A 23199-nucleotide genomic window follows, 5' to 3' on the forward strand; every position below is an offset into this window, starting at 1 on the left:
CAAATAATTCATGGAAGATATATTCATACTCCCCCTGAAAAAATCCCCATTCTACTAATTATGGTAGTGGCGATAATAGCAGTATTGCGTTAATGACAATGGTTCTCTTTTGGTTTTTTCATTTCTGAATCAATGGTTTGTGTTAGAGGAACGCGTAATAATAAGACAAATTCAGCAAAGTAAGCTTTTTTTCTCAGATTAATCCTATAATGAGTCGGGTGCTTCATTAAGCAGCAGTTGTGAGGAAGGAAATATTGAATTGGTGACAAGCTCATGTAAACTTGTTTACCGTTTGTCAAAATATGTCAGGAAGACGCTGGGCCTTATTCTGAAGGGCTCGTGCGGTAGCTATGCCCGAATAATAGTAACGCCCCGAAAATATCCTGGCTATTTTAACGATAGCACTTAAGTCAAACTTCATCCCCTTTATCTCATCATCGAAATATCGCTACGGAAAAGCATATGAAAATGCGCGTATTGTTTTCACTTCTGTTTGTAATGGCGGTGGCGGGCTGTAAAGCGCCGCAGAAACCTGTGATCACCGACGATACGATCGTGACCAGCCAGGTCAACGGCGTCACCTTAACCCACCGTCATGCCATCACGCCTCCTGCTGAGTTCACTCAGGTTAACGAGCCATACCGTGCCATGTATCCGGCCTCCCTGATGAGCCGCCCTGATTTCGGTGGGAAAGTGGTCAGTACGCTTGTCACCGGTAAAACCTACGTGGTACTGGGGCAGGTTGAACACTACTGGATGGCGCTTGCCGATGAAGGACAAGACCAGCTGATTGGTTACGTTCCAATGCGTGCGGTAATCAAAGCCGATCAGTACGAAGCCACCGTGCGTAAACAGGCTATTCGTCCTAAGGCGCGTAAAAAAGCGACCTGTGTCGATGTCGATGGTAACAGCAAAGCCTGCAAAGACAGCGCTAACGGTACCTGGATCCTGAACTAAACGGCTTTTCTGAGCGTATTTTTATGAATAATAAAAATTTTCATAAGCTGTGGTTCGTCTTTTACGCGGTGATATTCGCCCTGGTCAGTGGTTGTTCGTCGTCTTCACACAGCGACCCCTCCCGCTACAATCTGCAGTTTCAGGCTCATCCACAAATCAATGATTCTGCGCCGCTTAAAGTCAGAGTGCTGCTGTTGAAGTCCGATGCGGATTTCATGTCCAGTGACTTCTATTCCCTGCAGAACAACGCGTCAGCCACGCTTGGCGCGAATCTGCTGAACAGCGATGTTTTCTTCCTGATGCCGGGCCAGCTTTCGAAAACCCTTAGCGGACAAAGCTCACCCGAGGCGCGCTATATCGGTGTTATGGCCGAATATCAGATGCTGGATGGAAAGAAATGGCGTGTCTCACTCCCACTGCCTGTTCCGGGCGAAAACCATCTCTACCAGTTCTGGAAATGGTCATCCGATGAACTCCAGGCCAATGTCTTTCTCGACATAAATGGCATCCGGGTCATCAGCCAGTAACGCGCTTAAAAACAGGAAACCTATCATGACCAAAGCAGAGAAGGTCGTCTGGACCGAAGGCATGTTCCTGCGTCCACACCATTTTCAACGGACAGAAAGTTATCTGCTCAACCACGTTCGGGAATGGGGTGCGCTGCAGCGATCGTATCTTTGGGGCTTCCTCGATGTTGAACTGGACGAAGCGATGCTTCGCCAGGGCTGCATTGCCCTGAGCTATGCCAGCGGTGTGCTACCCGACGGTACGTTTTTCCAGGTTCGCAATGGGCGCAATGGCCCGGCCCCGCTGAAAATTCCCGACAATCTCACCAACGAAAAGGTGGTGCTCGCGCTGCCGGTACGTAGGGGAGAGCGTGAAGAGGTTATTTTCAGCGAAGAGCCCGCGTCACTGGCGCGTTTTATCGCCTTCGAGCAGGAAGTGGAAGACGATAACGCCATGTCGGTGGGGGATGCCACGGTGCAGTTTGGCCGTTTACGTCTGACCCTGATGCTGGAAAAAGATCTGACGGCCGAATGGACGGCGATTGGCATCGTGTTTGTCGCGGAAAAGCGCAACGACAACCATGTGCGTCTGGATAGCAGCTACATTCCGCCGATGTTGAACGCCTGCAACAGCCCGCAACTCTACAGCATGGTCAACGATCTCCACGGCTTGCTGGTGCAGCGCAGCCAGCAGATTGGGGGGCGTTTGCGCCAGCCTGGCCGCTTTAACACCTCAGAGCTGATCGAATTTACGCTGCTGTCGCTGGTTAACCGTCACCTGGGCGAAGTCTCCCATTTAAAAACGCTCCCGCTACTGCACCCGGAAACGCTCTGGCGCAGCTGGCTGCCGTTTGCCACGGAGCTTGCCACCTGGACCTCGCAACGTACCGCCGAAAGCGTACTGCCGATTTACGATCACGACGACCTTGCGGGATGCTTCAGCAAGCTGATGCTGATGCTGCGTCAGGGGCTGTCGCTGGTGATGGAAGATCAGGCCATTCAGCTGCCGCTGAACGAGCGCTCTCATGGCCTGAACATCGCCACGGTGCCGGAGACCAGCATGGTGCGCGAGTTCGGCTTCGTCCTGGCAGTCAAAGCCAACGTGCCGGGCGAACACCTGCAAACCCATTTCCCTGCCCAGATGAAAGTCGCGCCGGTGTCGAAAATCCGCGATCTGGTTCAGTTACAGCTGCCGGGCATCATGCTGCGCGCTATGCCGGTTGCGCCGCCGCAAATCCCATGGCATGCGGGCTACAGCTACTTTGAACTGGAGAAGGGCAGCGAGCTGTGGCACGAGATGGATAAGTCCGGTGCATTCGCCCTGCATCTCGCAGGGGAGTTCCCGGGTCTTGATATGGAGTTTTGGGCCATCCGTAGCCCGACTGAATAATAAAGCGAGCGCTTAATATGCAGGAACGACAGGATACCGGCAGTGATGCCGCGTTTACCGGAGCCAGTAGCAACAATCAGCTGGTGGCGGCCGCCAATCCGCTGCTCAACGCGATTCCGCAAATCCGTCATTCGGTGTCTCATGACGATCAGGTGGCACTGCGCCAGCGTCTGATAGACGAGATTCGCCGTTTTGAAGTCCGCTGCCAGCAGGCAGGGCTGGCGTATGAGGTGATCGTCGGGGCGCGCTATTGCCTCTGCACGGCGCTGGATGAAGCCGCGGCGCTGACCCCCTGGGGCAGCAGCGGTGTCTGGTCAAGCAATGGTCTGCTGGTCACGTTTCATAACGAAACCTGGGGCGGCGAAAAGTTCTTCCAGCTGCTGGCGCGTCTGTCGCAGAACCCGCGTGAACATATCCTCCTGCTGGAGATGATCAACTACTGCCTGCTGCTCGGTTTCGAAGGGCGCTATCGGGTTCTGGATAATGGCCGCACCCAGCTTGAAACCATCAAGCAGCGGCTGTGGCAGATGATCCGTGGCGTGCGCGGCAGCTATCCGGCACCGCTCTCTCCACACCCGGAAGATCGTCCCGTGCTGCGCAAGCTGTGGCGGCCGATGGTGCCGCTGTGGGCCTGTGTCGCGCTGGCCGGGTTTATCGCCTGCCTGTTCTACATCATTCTCAACTGGCGTCTTGGCGACAACACCAACCCGGTACTGGCGAAGATTTACCAGTCTCAGCTTCCTGAAACCACCATTCAGCAACCTGCGCGTCAACTGCCTGCGGTGCTTAACCTGCGTGGCTTCCTGAAGCCGGAAATCGACGCCGGTCTGGTGGCGGTGAAAGATGAAGCGGATCGCAGCGTGGTGATCCTGAAAGGAGACGGATTGTTCGCTTCAGCCTCTACCGTAGTGCGTGACCGCTATGAGCCGGTCATCAACCGGATTGCCCAGGCGATGAACAACGTCAGCGGCAAAATTCTGGTGGTGGGCTACAGCGATAACGTGCCAATTCGCAGCGCGCGCTTCGCCTCCAACTATGAACTCTCTTTGGATCGCGCCCGGTCCGTGCAAAAAATGTTGCAGGGAAGCCTCTCGCAGCCTGACCGCGTGAAAGCGGAAGGGCGGGGAGAGATCAATCCTGTGGCGCCAAACAATACGCCTGAAAACCGCGCCCGTAACCGCCGTGTGGAAATAACTCTGCTGGTGTCGCCTGAAAATACGCAGGCTGAGCTGAACGGATTGCCGCAAGGAAACTAAGGATGCTGACGACTCTTCTTTCCATACTGACCAATCGCATTCTGTGGAGCTTCCTGGGCGTTACCGCGCTGTCGGCGGTGATCTGGATGATTGGGCCGCTGTTATCCATCGTGGATACCCGCCCGCTCGAATCTGAACAAAACCGCATCATCAGTATTGCGGTGGTTTATCTGCTCTGGGCGCAGGGGCATATTCTGCCGCGGCTATACAACGCCTGGCTGAATCGCAAGCTGATGGACAAGCTCAATGAAAACACCGCCAAACCGGACGCGGCCGATCCCCAGAAGCGGCTGAACAGCGAGGAGCAGATCCTCGCCGGACGTTTTGATGAAGCGGCGCAAATGCTGAAAAAAGCCCACTTCAGCAAAGCGGGACACGGTGCCCAGTGGACGCAGCGCTTCAGTACGCAATATCTCTACCAGCTGCCGTGGTACGTCATTATCGGCGCACCGGGCGCCGGTAAAACCACGGCGCTGGTCAATTCCGGCCTGCAATTCCCGCTGGCGGATCGCTTCGGTAAAACCGCTCTGCGCGGCATTGGCGGCACCCGCAACTGCGACTGGTGGTTCACTAATGAAGCCGTCCTGCTGGACACCGCGGGGCGCTACACCACTCAGGAGAGCGAGCAGGTTCAGGATGCCGGGGAGTGGCTGGAATTTATCGGCCTGCTGCGTAAGTATCGCCGCCGCCAGCCTATTAACGGCGTCATTATCACCATCAGCATTTCCGATCTGCTGACGCTCTCGCCGGAAGCCGCGCGCCAGCAGGCGGTCAACCTGCGCCAGCGGCTGTCTGAGCTGCATGAACAGCTGGGTATCCGCTTCCCGGTTTACGTGATGGTGACCAAGGCGGACCTGCTTAAAGGCTTCCGCGCCTGGTTTGCTGACTACGACAAAGCGCAGCGCGACCAGATTTGGGGCTTCACGCTGCCGTGGGAACAGACCAAACACGCCGATTTCGACCTGATGGGGAACTTCCACCAGGAGTTCTCGCTGTTGCAGCAGCGTCTGGACGCCGGGCTGCCGGAGACCATGCTGAAAGAGCATGACGCCAAAACCCGTGCCGAAGCGTATCTCTTCCCGCAGGAGTTCGCGGCGCTGCGCCCGCTGCTGGCAGACTACCTGAGCACGGTCTTTGCCCGCTCTAACTTTGAGACCGAGTTCTCCCCACGCGGAATATACTTCGCCAGCGGCACCCAGGAAGGCATGCCGTTCGACCGCGTCATGGGTGAACTGAACCGCGCCCTGTCACTGCCGGAAGGGGCAGAGGCAGAGAAGTGGGATTCGGTCAGTAAAGAGGCGCCGATCCCCGGTGCAAAAGGGCAGAGCTTCTTCATTAAAAACCTGCTGCAAAACGTCATTTTCCAGGAAGCCGGTATTGCCGGTGAAAACCGCTGGTGGGAACTGCGCAACCGCGCGGTGATCTGGTCCGGATACGCGGCGCTGCTGGCGCTGCTGGTGATCCTCGGCGGATTGTGGCTGACCAGCTATGCCAAAAATAAGGCCTATCTGGAAGAGGTGGACGCTAAAGTCCCGCAGCTGGAGCAGCAGAGTAAAGCGTTACAGAATCAGCCTCAGCGCGATCTGTTCGCGCTCCTGCCACTGCTGAACAGCCTGGTCGATCTGCCGAAAAGCGAGGCCTTCGATGTCAACGACCCGCCGGTCTCCCGCCGTATGGGACTCTATCGTGGGGATGACGTCAGCGATGCTTCCCAGTCGCTGTATCAGAAAGCGCTGGATCAGATGCTGCTGCCCGCCGTGGCGATGCATATCACCACCTGGCTGCGTAACGACAACGGCAGCGACGTGGAATACAGTTACGAGGCGCTGAAAGCCTACCAGATGCTGTATCAGCCTAAACACTACGACGGCAAATTCCTGCATTCCTGGGTGATGCTCAATTTGCAGCGCAATCTGCCGCAGAACGTGACGCAGGCGCAGCTGCAACAGCTGGAGTGGCACCTGACGCAGCTGCTGGAGCCAAAAATTCAGGCTTCGCCGTATGCCCAGGACGAAGCGCTGGTGGCTCGCGAGAGGGCGCTCATCAACCAGCAGCCGCTCTCCACCCGCGTGTATGGGCGTCTGAAGCGTCTGCTGGAGCATGACGACAACCTGAAGCCGGTCTCCCTGTCCGACCTGGGGGGCCCGCAGAGCGAACTGGTGTTCTCCCGCAAAAGCGGCAAACCGGTGAGCGAAGGCGTGCCGGGGCTCTACACCCCGGACGGCTACTGGAAGAGCTTTAACAGCCAGATTGACAGCGTGACCACGGCGCTGCACGAAGATGATGCCTGGGTGCTGGGCGCGACCACCTCCGGGGAAGACAAGCAGCAGATCGATAACGCCGTGCGTCAGCTCTACATGCGCGACTTTATCGCAAACTGGGATCGTTTCCTCGCCGACATTCAGCTTAACAACAGCGCCGATCTCTCGCAGCGCATCAACACGGCGCGCCTGCTCTCCGGCGCAAACTCGCCGCTGCGCCGTCTGGTGCAGAACCTGAGCCAGGTGCTGACGCTGTCGCGCAACGCGCCAGCGCCGGAGGACGCGGGGAAAGCGCAAGACCAGAGTAACCGCGCCACCCGTACCCTCGAAGCGCTGTTCAGCAATAACGACAATGCTCCGACGCAGGGGGCAGTAGTGACGCAGGCACCTGAACAGCTGGTGACCGACCACTACGCGCCGATGATCGAGCTGGCTCAGCCGCTGGAGAAGGGCGGCAAGACCATCGTCTTTGATGATTTCCTCAAACAGGTGGATGAGCTGTATCGTTACCTGACCGCGGTGCAGGACGCTGCTAACAGCGGCATGCCAGCCCCGGGTGGTGAAGCAATCAGCCGTCTGCAGGCCAGCGCCGGGCGTCTGCCGGGCGGGCTGCAAACCATGTTCAGCAACATGGCGGTGGGGGCCAGCAGTGATACCCAGCGTCGCGATCTGGAAAACGTCCGTAAGCGCATTAACGTCGAAGTGGGCGGTTTCTGCCGTCAGGCAATTTCCGGTCGCTACCCGCTGGTGCGCAGCGCCAGCACCGAAGTGACGCCGGACGATCTGGCACGCATGTTTGCGCCGGGTACCGGGCTGATGGATACCTTCTTTCGCGACAACCTGACCAACAAAGTGGATACCACTCAGGCGAACTGGCGCTTTATGCCGGGGATCGACGGGAAAACGCTGCCGGGAAGTGAAGGACTGCTGCGACCGTTCCAGCAGGCCCAGTCCATTCGCGATGCCTTCTTTGCTAACGGTGCGACGACCCCCTCTTTCAAGGTGACGGTGCGTACCGTGCGGATGGATAACACCATTCTTAACCTGACGCTGGACGTTGACGGCCAACTGCTGCGTTACAGCCACGGTCCACAGGCGGTGCAGATCATGAACTGGCCAGGGCCGGGCGGCACCAACCAGGTGCGTATGCAGCTGGGTTTGGCCAACGGCAGCACCGCGACGCTGGTAACCAACGGCGCCTGGGCGCTGAACCGCTTCTTCGATAAAGCGCGCACCAGCCCTGGGGCAGGTAGTCTGAGCCGTCAGGCCACGTTCAACGTCGATGGCCATCAGGTCACGCTGGAGTTTGCGCCGAACAGCATTCGCAATCCGTTCCAGCTTCCTCGTTTCTCATGCCCATAACCGCAAGGACAGCCGTATGACGAATACCCCTGCGATGAACCGCTACAGCTGGTATGGCAAATTACCCAGCGCCGGAGATTTTTTGCAGCGTCGCTTTCCTGACACCCTACAGCGTCAGTGGTCACACTGGTTTCAGGTCGGCCTGCTGGCCTGGCAACAGGAAGAGCAGCGCAGCGGCGAACGCCAGTTTAATAAGGCGCCGGTGTGGAACTTTGTTGTCCCGCCGATGCTGGGCAGCCAGATGATCCAGATGGGCTGCCTGCTGCCGGGCCGCGACAGCGTGGGCCGACAGTACCCGATCTGCATTCAACTGAGCTTCGCCCCGTCAGAGTGGTCGACCAACCTGCTCAGCCAGGCTGGAAGCTGGTATCAGCAGATTGGCCGTCTCGGGCTGCATGCGGTGCGCAACAGTTTTTCCGCCTCGCAGCTGGATGAGATGCTGATGTCGATTCCGGCGCCGCAGCCCGTCGAGCCGCAGAAGCGTTCCGACATCCTTGATGTGATTGGTTATGACGAAGACGGCCAGAGCACGCTGGGCTGGCCGCAGGCGGCAGAGTGTTTCGATCCGCTGCGTCAGACCAGCTACTGGTGGACCAACCGCTGCGACGGCTACCCGCTCTACACCCACGTCCACAGCGGAAACTTCACCGGGCAGCTCTTTACGCTGCTGTTCGATCCGGCTGGCGGCGCCCGACCAGGCCGTCACGGTCTTTATCCGCCTATGTTTGAATAAGCAGGGATCACATGAATATCGAAGAATTTCTCGCGCCGATAAGCCCCGAAAAACCCTGCGGCGACAACCTTGAGTACGACGCCGATTTTCAGGCTATGGGACAGGCAAGCCAGGGTAAAGCGGAACAGCAGTTCGGCGACACGATCATTCCCGCCGAACCCGCTGACTGGAATACGGTAGAAAAGCTCGCCACCAGCCTGCTGGGGCGCACCAAAGATCTTCGCGTCATGCTGGCGTTAACCCACGCCTGGACCCGACGTCGTGGGCTGCCGGGCTACGCGGACGGCCTGCTGCTGGTACAGGAGGCGATCACCCGCTACTGGGAGCCGCTCTATCCACTGCTGGAGGAGTATGGCGAAACGGACCCGTTCTATCGCATTAACGCCCTTGCCGCGCTGAGCGATAAATCTGACCTGACTGTCGCGCTGCGTAACGCCTCGCTGCTGCGCTCAAACGGCGATGAAATTTCGCTGCGTGACGCGCAGGCATTGCTGGATGGCAGCAAAACCGAATGCCCGGATTATCCCGGCGGCCGCCCAAGACTGATTGACGAACTGGCGCGCGGCGACCAGCCAGGTACACAGGCCGTCATCCTGATTAATGAAAGGCTGCTGGCCATTCGCGATCTGCTCAGCGGTTACCTTGGTGAAAGCGGCGTACCAGAAATGGAGCAGTTGCTGAAAACCGTGGGGCTGGTCGCCAGCGCCTGTCAGGTGACCGACATCAGCAAGCTGCTGCCCAATCGGGATGCACAGGCCGAACACCACGCTGAGCCGCAGACGGTGGCAACACAACTCGTGCAGCAGGTCACCGACTGGCGCAGCGTGCAGGTCACCAGTCGCGCCGACGCCCAGCTGATGCTGGAGAAAGCGAAACAGTATTTTGCGCAGTACGAACCGAGCCACCCTGCACCGCTGATGATTGAACGGGTGCAGCGGCTGTCAGAACTTAACTTTATGGACATTATTCGCGACCTGGCGCCAGACGGCGTTAACCAACTGGAAAACATCTTTGGACGCCGCGAATAACGCGTCCAGGCATTATGACGACAGGCACGGAGCTTGTCGTTTCACCTTCACCGCGCATCTTTGATGGAGAACATCATGGCAATGAGTAACAGTGGGCAGAAATTTATCGCACGTAACCGTGCCCCCCGCGTGCAGATCGAGTATGACGTAGAGATCTACGGTGCAGAACGTAAAATTCAGCTGCCGTTCGTGATGGGCGTTATGGCCGATCTGGTCGGCAAACCGGTGGAAAATCTGCCGGCCGTCGATGAGCGTAAATTCCTCGAAATCGACATCGATAACTTTGACGAACGCATGAAGGCGCTTAAGCCACGTGTGGCGTTCCAGGTGGACAACACCCTGACCGGCGAAGGCAAGCTCAACGTCGATCTGACCTTCGACAGCATGGACGACTTCCTGCCGGATGCGGTGGCCCGCAAGGTTGAACCGCTGAACAAGCTGCTGGAAGCGCGTACTCAGCTTTCCAATCTGCTGACCTACATGGACGGTAAAAACGGCGCGGAAGAGCTGATCGCTAAAATTCTGCAGGATCCGACGCTGCTCAAATCCCTGAGCCAGTTGCCGAAAAATGACGAAAGTGCGAAAGGTAGCGAGGAGTAATCGATGAGCAACCAGACTCAACAACACGAGCAGCAGGCAGGTCAGGCGTTCAGTCAGGACGAGTTCAGCGCACTGCTGAACAAAGAGTTCCGTCCTAAAACTGACCAGGCGCGTTCCGCCGTCGAGAGCGCGGTAAAAACTCTGGCGCAGCAGGCGCTGGAAAACACCGTTACCTTCTCCAACGACACCTATCGCACCATCCAGAACCTGATTGCGGGTATCGACGAACAGCTCTCTCAGCAGGTGAATCAGATCATTCACCACGAAGAGTTTCAGAAGCTGGAGAGCGCCTGGCGCGGTCTGAGCTATCTGGTGAACAACACTGAAACCGACGAGATGCTGAAGATCCGCTTTATGAGCATCTCCAAGCAGGAGCTGGGTCGTACCCTGAAACGCTACAAGGGTGTGGGCTGGGATCAGAGCCCGATCTTCAAGAAAATCTATGAGCAGGAGTACGGTCAGTTTGGTGGTGAGCCGTTTGGCTGCATCGTCGGCGACTACTACTTTGACCACAGCCCGCAGGACGTTGAACTGCTGGGTGAAATGGCGCGTATCGGCTCTGCGGCTCACTGTCCGTTCATCACCGGTACTGCACCGGGCGTGATGCAGATGGAGTCCTGGCAGGAGCTGGCTAACCCACGCGATCTGACCAAAATCTTCCAGAACACCGAATATGCCGCCTGGCGTTCACTGCGTGAATCGGAAGATGCCCGCTATCTGGGCCTGGTGATGCCGCGCTTCCTGTCGCGCCTGCCTTACGGCATTCGTACTAACCCGGTCGACAGCTTTGACTTTGAAGAGCAGACCGACGGCGCGAACCACAACAGCTACGCCTGGGCGAATGCCGCTTACGCGATGGCGGCCAACATCAACCGCTCTTTCAAAGAGTACGGCTGGTGCACCTCAATTCGCGGCGTGGAGTCCGGCGGGGCGGTTGAAAACCTGCCGTGCCATACCTTCCCGAGCGACGACGGCGGCGTGGACATGAAATGTCCGACCGAGATCGCTATCAGCGACCGTCGCGAAGCCGAGCTGGCGAAAAACGGCTTTATGCCGCTGGTTCACCGCAAAAACTCCGACTTTGCTGCCTTCATTGGCGCGCAGTCGCTGCAAAAGCCGGCCGAGTACCACGACCCGGATGCCACCGCCAACGCGCGTCTGGCCTCCCGTCTGCCGTACCTGTTCGCCTGCTGCCGCTTTGCGCATTACCTGAAGTGCATCGTGCGTGACAAAATCGGCTCCTTCCGCGAGCGCGAAGAGATGGAACGCTGGCTGAACGACTGGGTCATGAACTACGTGGACGGTGACCCGGCCAACTCCTCTCAGGAAACCAAGTCCCGCAAGCCACTGGCCGCTGCAGAAGTCCAGGTGCAGGAAATTGAAGACAACCCGGGCTACTACGCCGCGAAGTTCTTCCTGCGTCCGCACTACCAGTTGGAAGGTCTGACCGTTTCTCTGCGTCTGGTATCTAAACTGCCATCGCTGAAGACGAAAGACGCGTAATGATAGCTGCCGGCCCGCAGGGGCCGGCACTATGTCTGTGAATACAAGACAGATAATGGATGCGGCTGTGGAATTAACGATGAGAATAAAAACTCTCGTAGCGATGAGTTTGTTGTTTATCTCATTGCAGGCATTCGGTGAAGTACAAAATTATAGTTATCCACGCGCAGAGGCACTACCGCAGGATGATACCTCCAATTTTCTGCGCGATCCTGATTTGTTAACTGGATTTGATTTGAATCTCTCCGCTGAGCGCTTCGCCAGAGCATGGCTTTCAAAAACGAATGAACGTGAGCGCATTAAAGCGGATATGTATTTGCTGGGCGTAATTGATGCATCCGAAGGGAGTGTCTGGTGCAAAGGCAAGCCAGTGTTGCCGGGTTCTCTGCATGAATTTTTTTATTCTCGTTTTGCACATTTGTCAAAGCATGAAGGGAAACAACAAGCTTCAAAAATTATAACTGAAGGCATGAAAACATTACGCCCCTGCAAAACCCGGCCTAACTGAGGTTAAGACGAGAGATGGAGTAACTCGCGATTCCATTGGATGGCGGAAGGATATTAAATGAGAGTTTTCTTTTTTTTACTTATCTGCATGACATCGTATGCGTATGGCGTAAATAACTACCCGGATTTTCAACACCAGCAAACCTACAGACAGGTGATGAAAGATTATGTTCTGGCACGCTGTCTTGCTGAGGTGGCAGATAAAGGTGGGCAGTTTTCTGCTGATGCAGGATTGAGTGCAAGTGCATTGTTGGAATGGATGCCTTTCGATGTGGAAAATGGCATGGAGAAAGTTGAAGCTGTTATAAAAAAATATAAAGACGAAAAGAACAGCTTTCACTCCGAACGTTCTCAAAAAATCAAAGGTGTAACCTTAAATTGTCTTCGTCTTTATCATAGTGACGAACTGAATAAACTGGTTCCGCAGGTCATCATTGGCGATCCTGATCGTACCTGGATTCAGGATAACCCGCAGTAGTAAAAGACTTCACATTCTTTCCTTTCATTCAGGGGGAATGTAAGACTGTCAAATGACACGGGTCATTTGATGTGAGGCAGAGGTAAAATATGGACGGTTTTATTCAGCCCCATGCTTTCCTGTTTGCCATATAAGTGCTTTTTCGAAAGCAATATTGTTCATCCACGAAGAGTAGATATTATGGCTATTGATATGTTTCTGAAGGTCGAGGGTGTTACGGGCGAATCTAAAGATTCTAACCACACCGGCTGGACTGATATTACCTCCTTCTCCTGGGGCGCTTCCCAGCCAGGTAATATGAGCGTTGGCGGTGGCGGCGGTGCCGGTAAAGTTAACTTTAACGATCTGCACGTTAACGCTCTGATCGACAAATCCACTACAGCAATCCTGAAACACTGCGCCAGCGGTAAACACCTGACCAAAGTTGAGCTGTCCGTCTGTAAAGCCGGTGGCCAGCAGGTGGAATATTCCCGCATCACGCTGGAAGACGTTCTGGTAACGTCTGTTCAGTACACCGGTGCAGACAACGGCGATACCGTTGGTGTGACCTATGCATTCCAGGCTGCGAAAGTGAAACAGCAGTACTGGGAGCAGACCACCTCTGGTGGTAAAGGTGCTGAAAGCAGCGCTGGATGGAACATCAAAGAGAACAAAGAAGCGTAATTGCGTATCTGACCGGGGAGTTTTCCCCGGTCTTTATGATTGGTTCATTATCCGGCGTGTATTTGCAATGGAAAGAGCGTTAGCGGTTATACCTCTTGTATTCTCGTGTAGCGCTTGTATATCCCATCCTGCACAGTTTCAGAGTTTAACTGTTAAGGTAGAAAAAATGCTCCCTGTTTTGGTGTTTCGAATGACACCTGGATCATTGAGCCTGTGTGAGTTTACGAGCCTTCGATATCCCGACGTGTAGGTAACGGATGGAAAACAATTTTCTCTCTAGGGGCATTTCCTCCCAGCCTTCAAAATCTGAAGAGTGTCTACGCTGGGATAAAGTGGACTGGCAGTCAAGTAAGTATGATGTGGTATTAAAGTCGAGAAATGGCAATCAATATGGATCTTCGATATTCGACTCGTGTTATTCTCAATTTAAATGCTACAGGTGAATTGTCGCTCGCTAAAATAGAATAATTAAGTTTTCAAATGTTGGCGTTTTTTAAGAAAGTGTCAACGTCTGGATGCTAATTCAACTCCATTTCTATTTGAATGTGAGTGCTGATATCTGAGCGTTTTCGTGAAAATCAAAGGGAATGAATATGACGAGTCAATCATTAGTTAGCCCGGGATATTGTATTGTCCAGCAACCCGGAACTCTGGATTTCCAGACAAGGTTTTTATTCAATAATCCCAATAGTGATGCTGCACGTTATTTCATGCAGGTTAATAGCGATGCGCAATGGTCCAAACCTGGACAGATGTTGATTCTTGCTGCACCGGGAAGTAATAATTCTGTGCAACTTAAGCAACTACAGCTTGCAAAAAAGAAAGTCAATAATGCTCTGGCCGATCTTAACTCTGGAGAAGCGAATTTCTTTAATCAACACTGTAGTACCATCGCAGCAGTCACTAATTTTATGGATAAGTCCCTTGGTGTCGTTGCTGATGCAGGCGAAAAATATTTCAGCGAAATAGAAAAAAAACTTAAATCCATTGAGTTGGCTTACCAGAATCAGTACAGGACGCAAGGAACATTAATAAGCCAGCAGTTTTTTGTTGAGCGTCAGCGCCTGTTTTCGGAGTTGGATGGATTATTAAACAAATTATCAAGGTTGACGTTAAAGATGAAACCCTATAACGAATTGAAGCATGCATTAGGGTTGTCAAGTAGATCAATTGTACATGAATGGAGCACAGCTGGAGTCGCTTCTATTCGTGGTTATTCAACTTATATCGATAATGCCTCTAAGGCCGCTCGCTTTCTTAAAGCAGGGGGGTGGCTTGCAATAGGTTTTGCTGGTGCAAATACCACCAATGAAGTTTACAATGCATGCACCGTAGGACGTGAGCAGAGTTGCTCTAAAGTCGCTGTGAAAAAATACAGTAGCTTTGGTGCAAGCCTGGCAGGGGGTATTTACGGTGGTAAATACGGAGCCATGGCAGGTGCAGGTGTGTGCGTTGCGCTTGGTGTTGCGACGGGGGGCGCCGGATTGCTCGCCTGCTCCATAGTCGGGGCGGCTGCGGGTGGATACGTTGGTGGCGAGATAGCAGGTGGAGCGACTGAGTATATGATGGATAAAATATGGTGAATATTGAGAATTTACTATTATTCCTTATCGTAGCTTTATTTCTGATCGTGGTAGTTATGGATCTGTTCAGTTCTCGTTATTTCAAAAAACACGAGACTGATTATAATCAGCTACTTTCTGACTACCGGCGCAAAGGTTATGATCTGGATCTTGTAACAGACTACGCTTCTTTTTTTGGTTCACTGGCTAATTACCAAAAAATAATCTGGTTTGTACGCCTTTATAAAGGCGTCAGAATGAAATTTAATCATGACAGATTGGTGCAGGAAGACGCTTATAAATACGTACAATCGTTACCGGAAGAAAGAATTGGCTGGATACTAAAGTTACATCGTCGTTATAAATTCCAGGCGTTAATATTCACTCTATGGCTCATTGTTGGATTATATTTTATAACCTTCATTAAATAGTTTTAATATTCACTTTCTCAAACGCCGCCGTTCTCACCCCTGAGAGCGGCAGCGTTTGAGCGCTAATCATACCAGCAGGAATACGCCATGCGATTCACGATTATTTCTACGAAACCCGGTCATCAGCCGCCGCAGAGCAGTTGTGATTTTTATGCCCCCGGGGGCACTATTGGGCGCGGTACGGATAACAATCTGGTACTGCCGGACAATGACCGCACCATCTCGCGCCTGCAGGCTATTGTTCACGTTGACGCCCAGGGCGAATGCCGCGTGACCAACCGTGGCAGCGTCACCCGCGTGGTTTTGAACGACATCCCGCTGGAGCGGGGGCGTCAGGTAGAGCTGCAGGACGGGGATATTCTCGGTATTGATGACTACCGCATCGAAGTGACGGAACTTATCCACGACACGCAGCCGGTGAGCCGCATGGCCGCCAGTATGCAGCAGCAGGCTCGTCCGACAGTGGCACCGACACCTGCTCCGCAGCCGAAGCCAGCCAGTGCCGCACCGCGCGGCAAGGCGGAGCCAACGGCCGTGCCGTCGGAAATCTGGGATAGCCTGATGCAGGAGTTCTCTATCTCTGACAGCATCTCCAGCAACCGCGCGAAACCGCAGCCTGCGGCGTCCCACGATCCCTTCTCGCAACCCGCGGCACCCGAGCGTAACGCTGAAGACCCGCTGGCAATGTTCAACGACAGCGAGCCGAAGCTTGAGCGTAAGAATGTCGATCCCGACACGCTGTTCAGCGATGAAGCATTGTTCAAAAAAGAGAGCATTTTTGACGATGTCACCCCTTCAACGCTGGTGCCGCCGGTAGAGAGCAAACCTGTGCCTGCAGAAGAGGCGACGGATGAACTCGACCCGCTGGCCCTGTTTGGTGGTTCGGCCAGCGCGCCAGCCGCACGTAACGATGATCCGCTCGGGCTGATGGGCGGGGCGCCGTTAACCCATCCGGATGAGATCGTGCCTGAGACATCTGCACCCGCGCCAGAGCCAGAGGCCGTACCGCAGGACGATCCGCTGGCGGATTCTCCGCTGTTTGCCCCTGAGCCACAGGATCCACCGCGTGTGGAAGAGGAAGAGCCGGTACGTACCGATTACGCAGGCTTTACCATGCCTACGCCGCAGGCCGTCGCACGCAGCAGCGCACAGACGCCGAAGGGACGTCTGCGTATCGACCCGGTCAAAAACGCGGCAGCGCCAAGCGCTACGGCGCAAAACGGTGAGAAAGGCGAGGTGCTGCAGGGCGAGCTGCTGGAGGCGCTGCTGGAGGGGATGGGCCTGAGCGAAATGCAACCGGTGCCGCAGTTTGACCGTGAAAATATGCGTCAGCTGGGACAGATCCTCGGCATGTTCTCGCAGGGCACCGTGGCGTTGCTCTCTTCGCGCTCTATCCTCAAGCGCGGCGTAAAAGCCGATATGACCATGGTGCTGGACGATGCCAACAACCCGTTCAAGCTGCTGCCGACCGGGAAAACGGTCCTGATTCAGATGTTCGGTACGCCGATGCCGGGCTTTATGCCACCCACCAAATCAGTGCGTGACGCGCTGATCGATCTGCAGGCGCATCAGCTGGGGATGATCTCCGGTATCCGCGCCATCATCGCCGCGATGCTGCAGTCCTTTAACCCGGAGCAACTGGAAGAGCAGGCGAAGCAGAACGGCATGACCTCTCGTCTGGCGCTGCCGGGCAGCCGCAAAGCCGCGCTGTGGGACTACTTTGTTCGCAGCTATGGCCAGACGGCCGGTGAGATTGAGGATGACTTCCACACCCTGTTTGGCGAAGCGTTCCTTCATGCTTATGACATGGAGGTCAATCAGTACAAAGACTCACAGAGCGGATCGGAAGAAAAATGAATATCGCAACGGCTTCTCTCTCCCGCCAGGGAACGCGCGCCAGCAATCAGGACCAGACGGGAGAAACCATAGGGGAACGTTCAGCCTGCTTTGTCGTCTGTGACGGCATCGCTGGTCTGCCGGGCGGTGAGGTGGCCGCTGAACTGGCCCGCAACAGCATCATCTCCCGTTTTGATGGCGACAAACACCTTAATGCGCAGCATATTCGTGACTATGTGCAAACCGCGAATCGCACCATTCTCAGCGAACAGCAGGCGGTGCAGGACTATCGCCGGATGGGTACCACCCTGGTCAGCCTGTTTATCGACCGGGATTACCGTCTGGCCTACTGGGCACACGCCGGGGACAGCCGTCTGTACCTGTTTCGTCGCGGCTGGCTGTGGCATGTCACCACCGACCACAGCCTGGTTCAGCAGATGAAAGATGCCGGTCACCAGACCGATAACCTCAACAGCAACCTGTTGTATCTGGCGCTGGGTATTGAAAACGGTGGCCCGGAAGCGAGCTACAGCGACGTGGTGCAGGTTGAAGACGGCGATGCCTTTTTACTCTGCACCGACGGTTTCTGGCACGGCGTCAGCGAAGAGCAGATGAAACAGTCGCTGCATATGGTCAACACCCCACAGGAGTGGCTGACCTTAATGAACCAAATCATTCAAAAGAATGCTGAACAGGAGGGGAATGCTCAGGATAACTATACGGCGCTGGCGGTATGGATGGGCAACCCTCAGGACACCACTTTGCTGCATACGCTCTCTGACGCAGCACAATTTCTTCCCTGCGGAACTGACTAGACACACAAGGAACGATATGAAACTTTGGCTATCGGGTTTGGCACTTCTGGCGGTGGCCTCCACCGCCCAGGCTGAAAATTTCCGCATCGTGCAGTCTCCTGCGCAGAAGCTGGATATCTGGATCGACAACATCAAAGACAACACCCCGCAGAGCTGGTGTAAATCAGAGATTGCGCTGCGCATTGTGGCCAACGGCAATAAAGACGTTTCAGTGCTGGAAAACTTTGTTCCGCGTCTCGGCTCGCTGCTGGAACACCAGTGCAGCAAAGTGAATAAGCTGAGCTGGGCCCTCAACGATCCGGCAGGGACTACGCTTGCGCAGGGAACGGCAGATAAAGCTCAGGAGTGGAAGCTGGTGGTGAAACAGCAGCAGACGGCGCCCGCTGCGACCCAGACCAGCGGCGCGTTACTGCCATCTGACCAGAACTCTGAAATCAACACGGTGGCCGCTGACCGCACACCGTGGCAGGAGTTTACCCTCCAGGACGGCTGCCATCTGCGCACCTTCTGGGAAGGGGGATCTTCCGCGCCGGCGCTGTTTATCCCGGATTCCGACACGACCCGCTGCGGCAACGGCAGCTGGCTGAGCGGCCACACGGTTATCTCGCAGACCCGCAGCGGCGGTCAAAAAGAGATAGCGGTGACCTACATTCACGGCTTCCCGGTGATGGGGCTGAATCAAAGCGTCGACCCGGAACATGCCCTGATCACCTCCGTCAACAAAGAGCGTATGGTCTTCAGCACCCCGAACAGCGACCAGAGCTGGATGATCCTGCCTTACGACAGCGCCCTGAACGGCTGGAAAAGCAACGGCACGGTGGCCGTGGAGATCTCGCGTGAAACCGCCAGCGACGATGCAAAACTGCAGGCGCGTATTGCTGCAGTGAAGAAGGTCTGGAGCGCCTGGGTTACCCCTGGCACCACGCTGAATATTGTCCTGATTGATACCCTGCGTCCTCAGCTGCGTGACCCTGCAGTGGGCGCCTGGCGCGCGGCAAACTAAGGAATGGCTATGAATACGCTCTATCAACATCTGGCGGGTGAGTCGCTCAGCGACGCGCTGGTGCGTCTTGAAAACGAGATTAAAGCCCGTCCGGCGGATGCCGATCTCCGTGCCGCGTTTGTGCAGTTTCTCACCCTCAGCGGTAACTGGACACGCGCGCTGACCCAGCTGAAAAGCTGGCTGGCGCTTAAGCCGCAGGCGAAACCCACCGTCACCCTGCTGGAGCAGTGCATTCAGGGAGAGCTGCAACGCGCGCAGGTGATGGCGGGAGAACGTCGTCCGGCCATGCCGGAAGCCCAGTGGCCATGGCTGACCACCCTTGCCGCCGCGCTGAGCGAGAGCGATGAACGCGCTCACGCGCTGCGTCTGGAAGCCCTTGAACAGGCGCAGGCGAGCGCGGGGCAATGGACGCTAGAGAATGATGAGACGCAGACCTTTGAATGGCTGATGGACGGCGATGCCCGTCTGGGGCCGGTGTGCGAAACCCTTGTTAACGGCCGTTACTTCTGGCTGCCGTTTAGCGCTATCGCGGAGATCCGTTTCCAGGCTCCGGCCAGCGTCACCGATCTGGTCTGGCGTCATGCGCTGGTGCGTTTGACCGATGGGACGGAGCAGGTGTGTCAGATCCCGGCGCGTTATCCTTTTGCCGCCGATGCCTCTGACGCCGTTAAACTCGCACGCACCACCGAGTGGCTGCCGCTCGATGATGACGGCACTCTGTATGAAGGGTTGGGGCAGAAAGCCTGGCTCAGCGAGCAAAGCGAAAGCCCGCTGCTGTCGCTGAGTCTCGTTACTTTTGCAACGGATGGAGCCCATGAGTAATCCTGCTGGCGAAGGCGATCTGCTGCGCAGCGGCTGGCAAGCCCGCAGTAAGCAGGAGAAGGTGGGGGCGCGCGATAAAATGCAGCCCTCGCTGCTCGATCGCCTCACCGATAACGACCCGGAGAAAAAGCGCGAGTCGGCCAACAGCAACCTGATCACCCATGCCGCGCTGCGTCGCAACGTGCTGCGGGATCTGCAGTGGCTGTTTAATACCATCAATCACGACGCCTCCGGCGATTTGAGCATGCTGCCACACGTAAGTCGTTCGGTAGTGAATTTTGGCGTTGCGCCGCTGGCTGGAAAGCGCATGTCGGATATCGAATGGCACGACATTCAGCGCAAACTCACTGAGGCCATTGTCAACTTTGAACCCCGCATTTTGCCCCAGGGGCTGCAGGTCCGCTGTGTGTCGGACACCTCCTCGCTGGATCTGCACAACGTGCTCTCCATCGAGATAAAAGGGCGTTTGTGGTGTGTGCCGTACCCGCTGGAGTTTCTGTTTCGCACCGATGTCGATCTGGAAAACGGCCACTTTGAACTGAAAGATGCGGGGTGATCGTGGAAAGTAAACTGCTCGAATATTACAACCGTGAGCTGGCCTATCTGCGTGAGATGGGCGCCGAATTTGCCGAGCGCTATCCCAAAGTGGCCGGACGGCTGGGCATGCGCGGCATCGAAGTGGCGGATCCGTACACCGAACGACTGATGGAGGGCTTTGCCTTTCTGACCTCGCGCGTGCAGATGAAAATGGACGCGGAGTTTCCGCGCTTCTCCCAGCGCTTGCTGGAGATGATTGCGCCTAACTATCTCGCGCCCACTCCGTCCATGGCGATTGCTGAAATTCAGCCTGACAGCAGCCGTGGCGATTTGAGCAACGGTTTTATCGTGCCGCGCGGCACAATGATGGACAGCCTGGCGCTGAAGAAAACCGGCGTGACCTGCAGCTACACCACGGCGCATGAGGTGAACCTGCTGCCGCTGAAAATCGACAAGGTTGAGCTGGGCGGTGTGCCTGCCGACCTGCCCCTGACACAGCTTGGTCTGGGCCAGCAGGGGATCAGCAGCGCCTTACGGATCCGCATTGCCTGCGACGGTCCGCAAAACCTCGGCCACCTTGATTTTGACCGGCTGGAGTTTTTCCTTAGCGGCCCGGATATCGAGGCGTTAAAGCTGCTGGAGCTGGTAATGGAGCACCATGTCGGGGTGGTCTGCCAGACCGTCAGCAAACATCCGCAGCGTGATGTGCTGGCGTCTGATGCCCTGCGTCAGGAAGGGTTTGACGCGGATCAGTCGCTACTCCCGGACGATCTGCGCAACTTTGACGGCTACCGTCTGCTGCAGGAGTACTTTGCTTTTCCGGCCCGTTTCCGCTTCATCAGCCTGAGCGGGCTGAGCAAACTGATCCAGCGCTGCGAAAACGAAAAAGCCTTCGATATCTTCATTCTGCTGGATAAAACCGATGAACAGCTGGAGCGCGTTGTCGATGCCAGCCATCTGGCCCTGCACTGCACGCCGGTGATCAACCTGTTCCCGAAGGTAGCGGCGCGTCAGAAGCTGAGCGAAGGCCAGCATGAATATCATCTGGTGGTGGATAACATCCGCCCGCTGGATTATGAAATTTACGCGGTAAACAAGATATACGGCAGCGCGGATGGTCAGCGCGACGACCAGACGTTTCGTCCGTTCTGGAGCACCTGGAGCGGTGATGCGGGCAACTACGGGGCCTACTTTTCCCTGCGCCGGGAACAACGCGTGCTCTCTGAGCATGCCCTGCGTTACGGCACCCGCACCGGCTACATTGGCTCGGAGGTCTTTGTCTCGCTGGTGGATGAGCAGCATGCGCCCTGGCAGGAGAACCTGCGCTACATCTCCGCCGAGGTGCTGTGCACCAGCCGGGATCTGCCGCTGATGCTGCAGCAGGAGCTGGGACAGTTCATTATGGCTGACTCCATGCCGGTGAAGTCGCTGACCTTGCGTAAGGGGCCGACGCCGCCGCGTCCGGCACTGGCAGAAGGGTTCAGCACCTGGCGGTTGATCAGCCAGCTACAGATGAACTACCTCAGCCTGATGGACAGTGAAAACGAAGAGGGCGCCGCCGCGCTGCGTCAGCTGTTAGGGCTGTACGCTAATCTCGCGGAGACGCCGGTTGCGCGTCAGGTAGAAGGGGTTCGTCACTGCGTGCTGGAGCCGGTTCACCGCCGCGTGCCCGAGCCGGGACCGGTCGTCTTCGCCCGTGGCATCGGCATTACCCTGACGGTGGATGAACGTGCGTTTTCCGGTGCCAGTCCCTGGCTTTTCGGTAGCGTGCTGGAGCGGCTGTTTGCCCGTCTGGTGTCGATCAACAGCTTCACGGAATTCACCCTGAAAAGTCAGCAGCGCGGCGAGATTGGCTACTGGGCGCCGCGTATGGGCAAAAGGGCACTGGTATGAGCGACGTAGTCACTGCGCCACTGAAGGTCCATCGTCTGACGCCGCTGCCGGACAGTTTCTGGCGCGGGGTTCGCGAGACGCCATGGCGCTACGATCTGTTCCAGCTGTTAAGGCGCATTGATGCTCAGGGCGGGGAACGCTACCCACTGGGGCGTGCGCCGCTGCCAAAATTCGAGCCGCTACGCCTGGGCCAGCAGCCGTCGATGAGTTTTGCACCTTCGACGGTGGCGCAGGTACGCCAGCGCGAAGGCAACGGGCTGCACGAGGTCTCCATTCTGAGCTTCGGCCTGTTTGGTCCTAACGGGCCGCTGCCGGTTCACATGACCGAGTACGCCCGCGAGCGGATCCATCATCATCAGGACACCAGCCTGAGCGCGTTTGCCGATCTGTTCCATCATCGTCTGACGCTGCTGTTTTATCGCGCCTGGGCCGATGCGCAGCCTGCCGTCTCCCTCGACCGCGCCGACAATAAACGTTTTGAGGGATATCTGGCGTCGTTGATTGGTATGGGGCAGCCCGGCCAGATGGACAAAGGCAGCCTGAGCGCCCATGCCCGCTTTACCCACGCCGGACACCTGACCCGCCACGGACGGGATCCTGAGGGTCTGGAAAAAATCCTGCGTAACTATTTTAAAGCCCCGGTCAAACTGATCGCCAACGTACCGCAGTGGATGCCGCTTTCACCGCGCGAGCAGGCGCAGCTGGGAGCAGGACGCCGCGTGCCGCGGATGGGCGAATCTGCGTTTCTGGGCGTGGCGGTCCGCGACGTGCAGCATAAATTTCGCATCGAGATTGGCCCACTCAGCGCGGAAGAGTACAACCGGTTTTTGCCCGGTGAAGCATGGGTAACCGAACTGCGGGACTGGGTACGCCAGTACGCAGGGGTGGAATTTGAATGGGAAACACGGGTGATCCTGCGCGCTGACGCCGTGCAGGGCGCCACGCTCGGCAGCACCGGGCGATTGGGGTATAACACCTGGCTGGGCCTTCAGCCGCAGCCTGTCCCGCGTGGCGATCTGGTGTATCGCGCAGAGCGGTAATCCTTCCGTATACCGA

21 protein-coding genes are annotated in these 23199 nt (G+C 56.2%); all 21 read left to right on the plus strand.

Annotated features, from left to right (window positions below):
* Positions 1-462: 462 nt before the first annotated feature.
* The 21 genes from PUZ33_RS00905 to tssG all read left to right on the plus strand — a co-directional run bounded on the left by PUZ33_RS00905 (position 463) and on the right by tssG (position 23183).
* On the plus strand, positions 463-957 hold the full coding sequence (locus PUZ33_RS00905) for a hypothetical protein (RefSeq protein ID WP_013096174.1): 495 nt from the start codon (positions 463-465) through the stop codon (positions 955-957).
* A gap of 23 nt (positions 958-980) precedes the next feature.
* Complete coding sequence (tssJ, locus tag PUZ33_RS00910; protein ID WP_013096175.1) at positions 981-1484, plus strand: type VI secretion system lipoprotein TssJ; 504 nt, start codon at positions 981-983, stop codon at positions 1482-1484.
* Between the two features lie 25 nt (positions 1485-1509).
* Positions 1510-2853: a type VI secretion system baseplate subunit TssK gene (gene tssK, locus PUZ33_RS00915; protein ID WP_058680151.1), complete on the plus strand. Its 1344-nt coding sequence runs from the start codon at positions 1510-1512 to the stop codon at positions 2851-2853.
* A gap of 17 nt (positions 2854-2870) precedes the next feature.
* A complete protein-coding gene (locus PUZ33_RS00920) occupies positions 2871-4109 on the plus strand; it encodes a DotU family type VI secretion system protein (RefSeq protein WP_013096177.1) in 1239 nt (412 codons plus the stop codon).
* A gap of 2 nt (positions 4110-4111) precedes the next feature.
* The gene (gene tssM, locus PUZ33_RS00925; RefSeq protein ID WP_058680150.1) at positions 4112-7732 is read left to right on the plus strand and encodes a type VI secretion system membrane subunit TssM; all 3621 of its coding nucleotides are present in this window, start codon (positions 4112-4114) and stop codon (positions 7730-7732) included.
* 16 nt (positions 7733-7748) lie between these two features.
* Positions 7749-8465 (plus strand): type VI secretion system-associated protein TagF, encoded by a 717-nt coding sequence (tagF, locus tag PUZ33_RS00930; RefSeq protein WP_058680149.1) that lies wholly within the window; start codon positions 7749-7751, stop codon positions 8463-8465.
* Positions 8466-8476: 11 nt separating this feature from the next.
* On the plus strand, positions 8477-9493 hold the full coding sequence (tssA, locus tag PUZ33_RS00935) for a type VI secretion system protein TssA (protein ID WP_058680148.1): 1017 nt from the start codon (positions 8477-8479) through the stop codon (positions 9491-9493).
* A 75-nt stretch (positions 9494-9568) separates the two neighbouring features.
* Entirely contained in the window at positions 9569-10093 is a 525-nt protein-coding gene (gene tssB / locus PUZ33_RS00940; RefSeq protein WP_008502644.1) for a type VI secretion system contractile sheath small subunit, read from the plus strand.
* Between the two features lie 3 nt (positions 10094-10096).
* Positions 10097-11596, plus strand: a complete 1500-nt coding sequence (gene tssC, locus PUZ33_RS00945) for a type VI secretion system contractile sheath large subunit (RefSeq protein WP_013096181.1) — start codon at positions 10097-10099, stop codon at positions 11594-11596.
* A 31-nt stretch (positions 11597-11627) separates the two neighbouring features.
* The gene (locus tag PUZ33_RS00950) at positions 11628-12104 is read left to right on the plus strand and encodes a Rap1a/Tai family immunity protein (RefSeq protein ID WP_230201572.1); all 477 of its coding nucleotides are present in this window, start codon (positions 11628-11630) and stop codon (positions 12102-12104) included.
* A 57-nt stretch (positions 12105-12161) separates the two neighbouring features.
* On the plus strand, positions 12162-12581 hold the full coding sequence (locus PUZ33_RS00955) for a T6SS amidase immunity protein Tai4 family protein (protein WP_058680147.1): 420 nt from the start codon (positions 12162-12164) through the stop codon (positions 12579-12581).
* A 180-nt stretch (positions 12582-12761) separates the two neighbouring features.
* Positions 12762-13244 carry an Hcp family type VI secretion system effector gene (locus PUZ33_RS00960; protein WP_008502640.1) on the plus strand — a complete coding sequence of 161 codons (483 nt, stop codon included), beginning with the start codon at positions 12762-12764 and terminating at the stop codon, positions 13242-13244.
* A 593-nt stretch (positions 13245-13837) separates the two neighbouring features.
* Positions 13838-14827, plus strand: coding sequence for a hypothetical protein (locus PUZ33_RS00965; RefSeq protein WP_062676518.1), 990 nt, complete (start codon positions 13838-13840; stop codon positions 14825-14827).
* Positions 14821-15237 (plus strand): hypothetical protein, encoded by a 417-nt coding sequence (locus PUZ33_RS00970; protein ID WP_058680145.1) that lies wholly within the window; start codon positions 14821-14823, stop codon positions 15235-15237. The genes PUZ33_RS00965 and PUZ33_RS00970 overlap by 7 nt, the downstream gene beginning before the upstream one ends.
* 87 nt (positions 15238-15324) lie before the next feature.
* Positions 15325-17094, plus strand: coding sequence for a type VI secretion system-associated FHA domain protein TagH (gene tagH / locus PUZ33_RS00975; protein WP_058680144.1), 1770 nt, complete (start codon positions 15325-15327; stop codon positions 17092-17094).
* Complete coding sequence (locus tag PUZ33_RS00980) at positions 17091-17888, plus strand: PP2C family protein-serine/threonine phosphatase (protein WP_013096185.1); 798 nt, start codon at positions 17091-17093, stop codon at positions 17886-17888. The genes tagH and PUZ33_RS00980 overlap by 4 nt, the downstream gene beginning before the upstream one ends.
* Positions 17889-17904: 16 nt before the next feature.
* Positions 17905-18891, plus strand: coding sequence for a hypothetical protein (locus PUZ33_RS00985; protein ID WP_252107543.1), 987 nt, complete (start codon positions 17905-17907; stop codon positions 18889-18891).
* A 9-nt stretch (positions 18892-18900) separates the two neighbouring features.
* Positions 18901-19713, plus strand: coding sequence for a type VI secretion system accessory protein TagJ (locus tag PUZ33_RS00990; protein ID WP_020690873.1), 813 nt, complete (start codon positions 18901-18903; stop codon positions 19711-19713).
* A complete protein-coding gene (tssE, locus tag PUZ33_RS00995) occupies positions 19706-20269 on the plus strand; it encodes a type VI secretion system baseplate subunit TssE (RefSeq protein ID WP_013096188.1) in 564 nt (187 codons plus the stop codon). The genes PUZ33_RS00990 and tssE overlap by 8 nt, the downstream gene beginning before the upstream one ends.
* A 2-nt stretch (positions 20270-20271) precedes the next feature.
* Positions 20272-22143, plus strand: coding sequence for a type VI secretion system baseplate subunit TssF (tssF, locus tag PUZ33_RS01000; RefSeq protein ID WP_038420938.1), 1872 nt, complete (start codon positions 20272-20274; stop codon positions 22141-22143).
* The gene (gene tssG, locus PUZ33_RS01005) at positions 22140-23183 is read left to right on the plus strand and encodes a type VI secretion system baseplate subunit TssG (protein WP_013096190.1); all 1044 of its coding nucleotides are present in this window, start codon (positions 22140-22142) and stop codon (positions 23181-23183) included. The genes tssF and tssG overlap by 4 nt, the downstream gene beginning before the upstream one ends.
* Positions 23184-23199 lie beyond the last annotated feature (16 nt).

The sequence above is a fragment of the Enterobacter cloacae complex sp. 2022EL-00981 genome, from assembly GCF_028737495.1.
GTDB lineage: Bacteria > Pseudomonadota > Gammaproteobacteria > Enterobacterales > Enterobacteriaceae > Enterobacter > Enterobacter cloacae.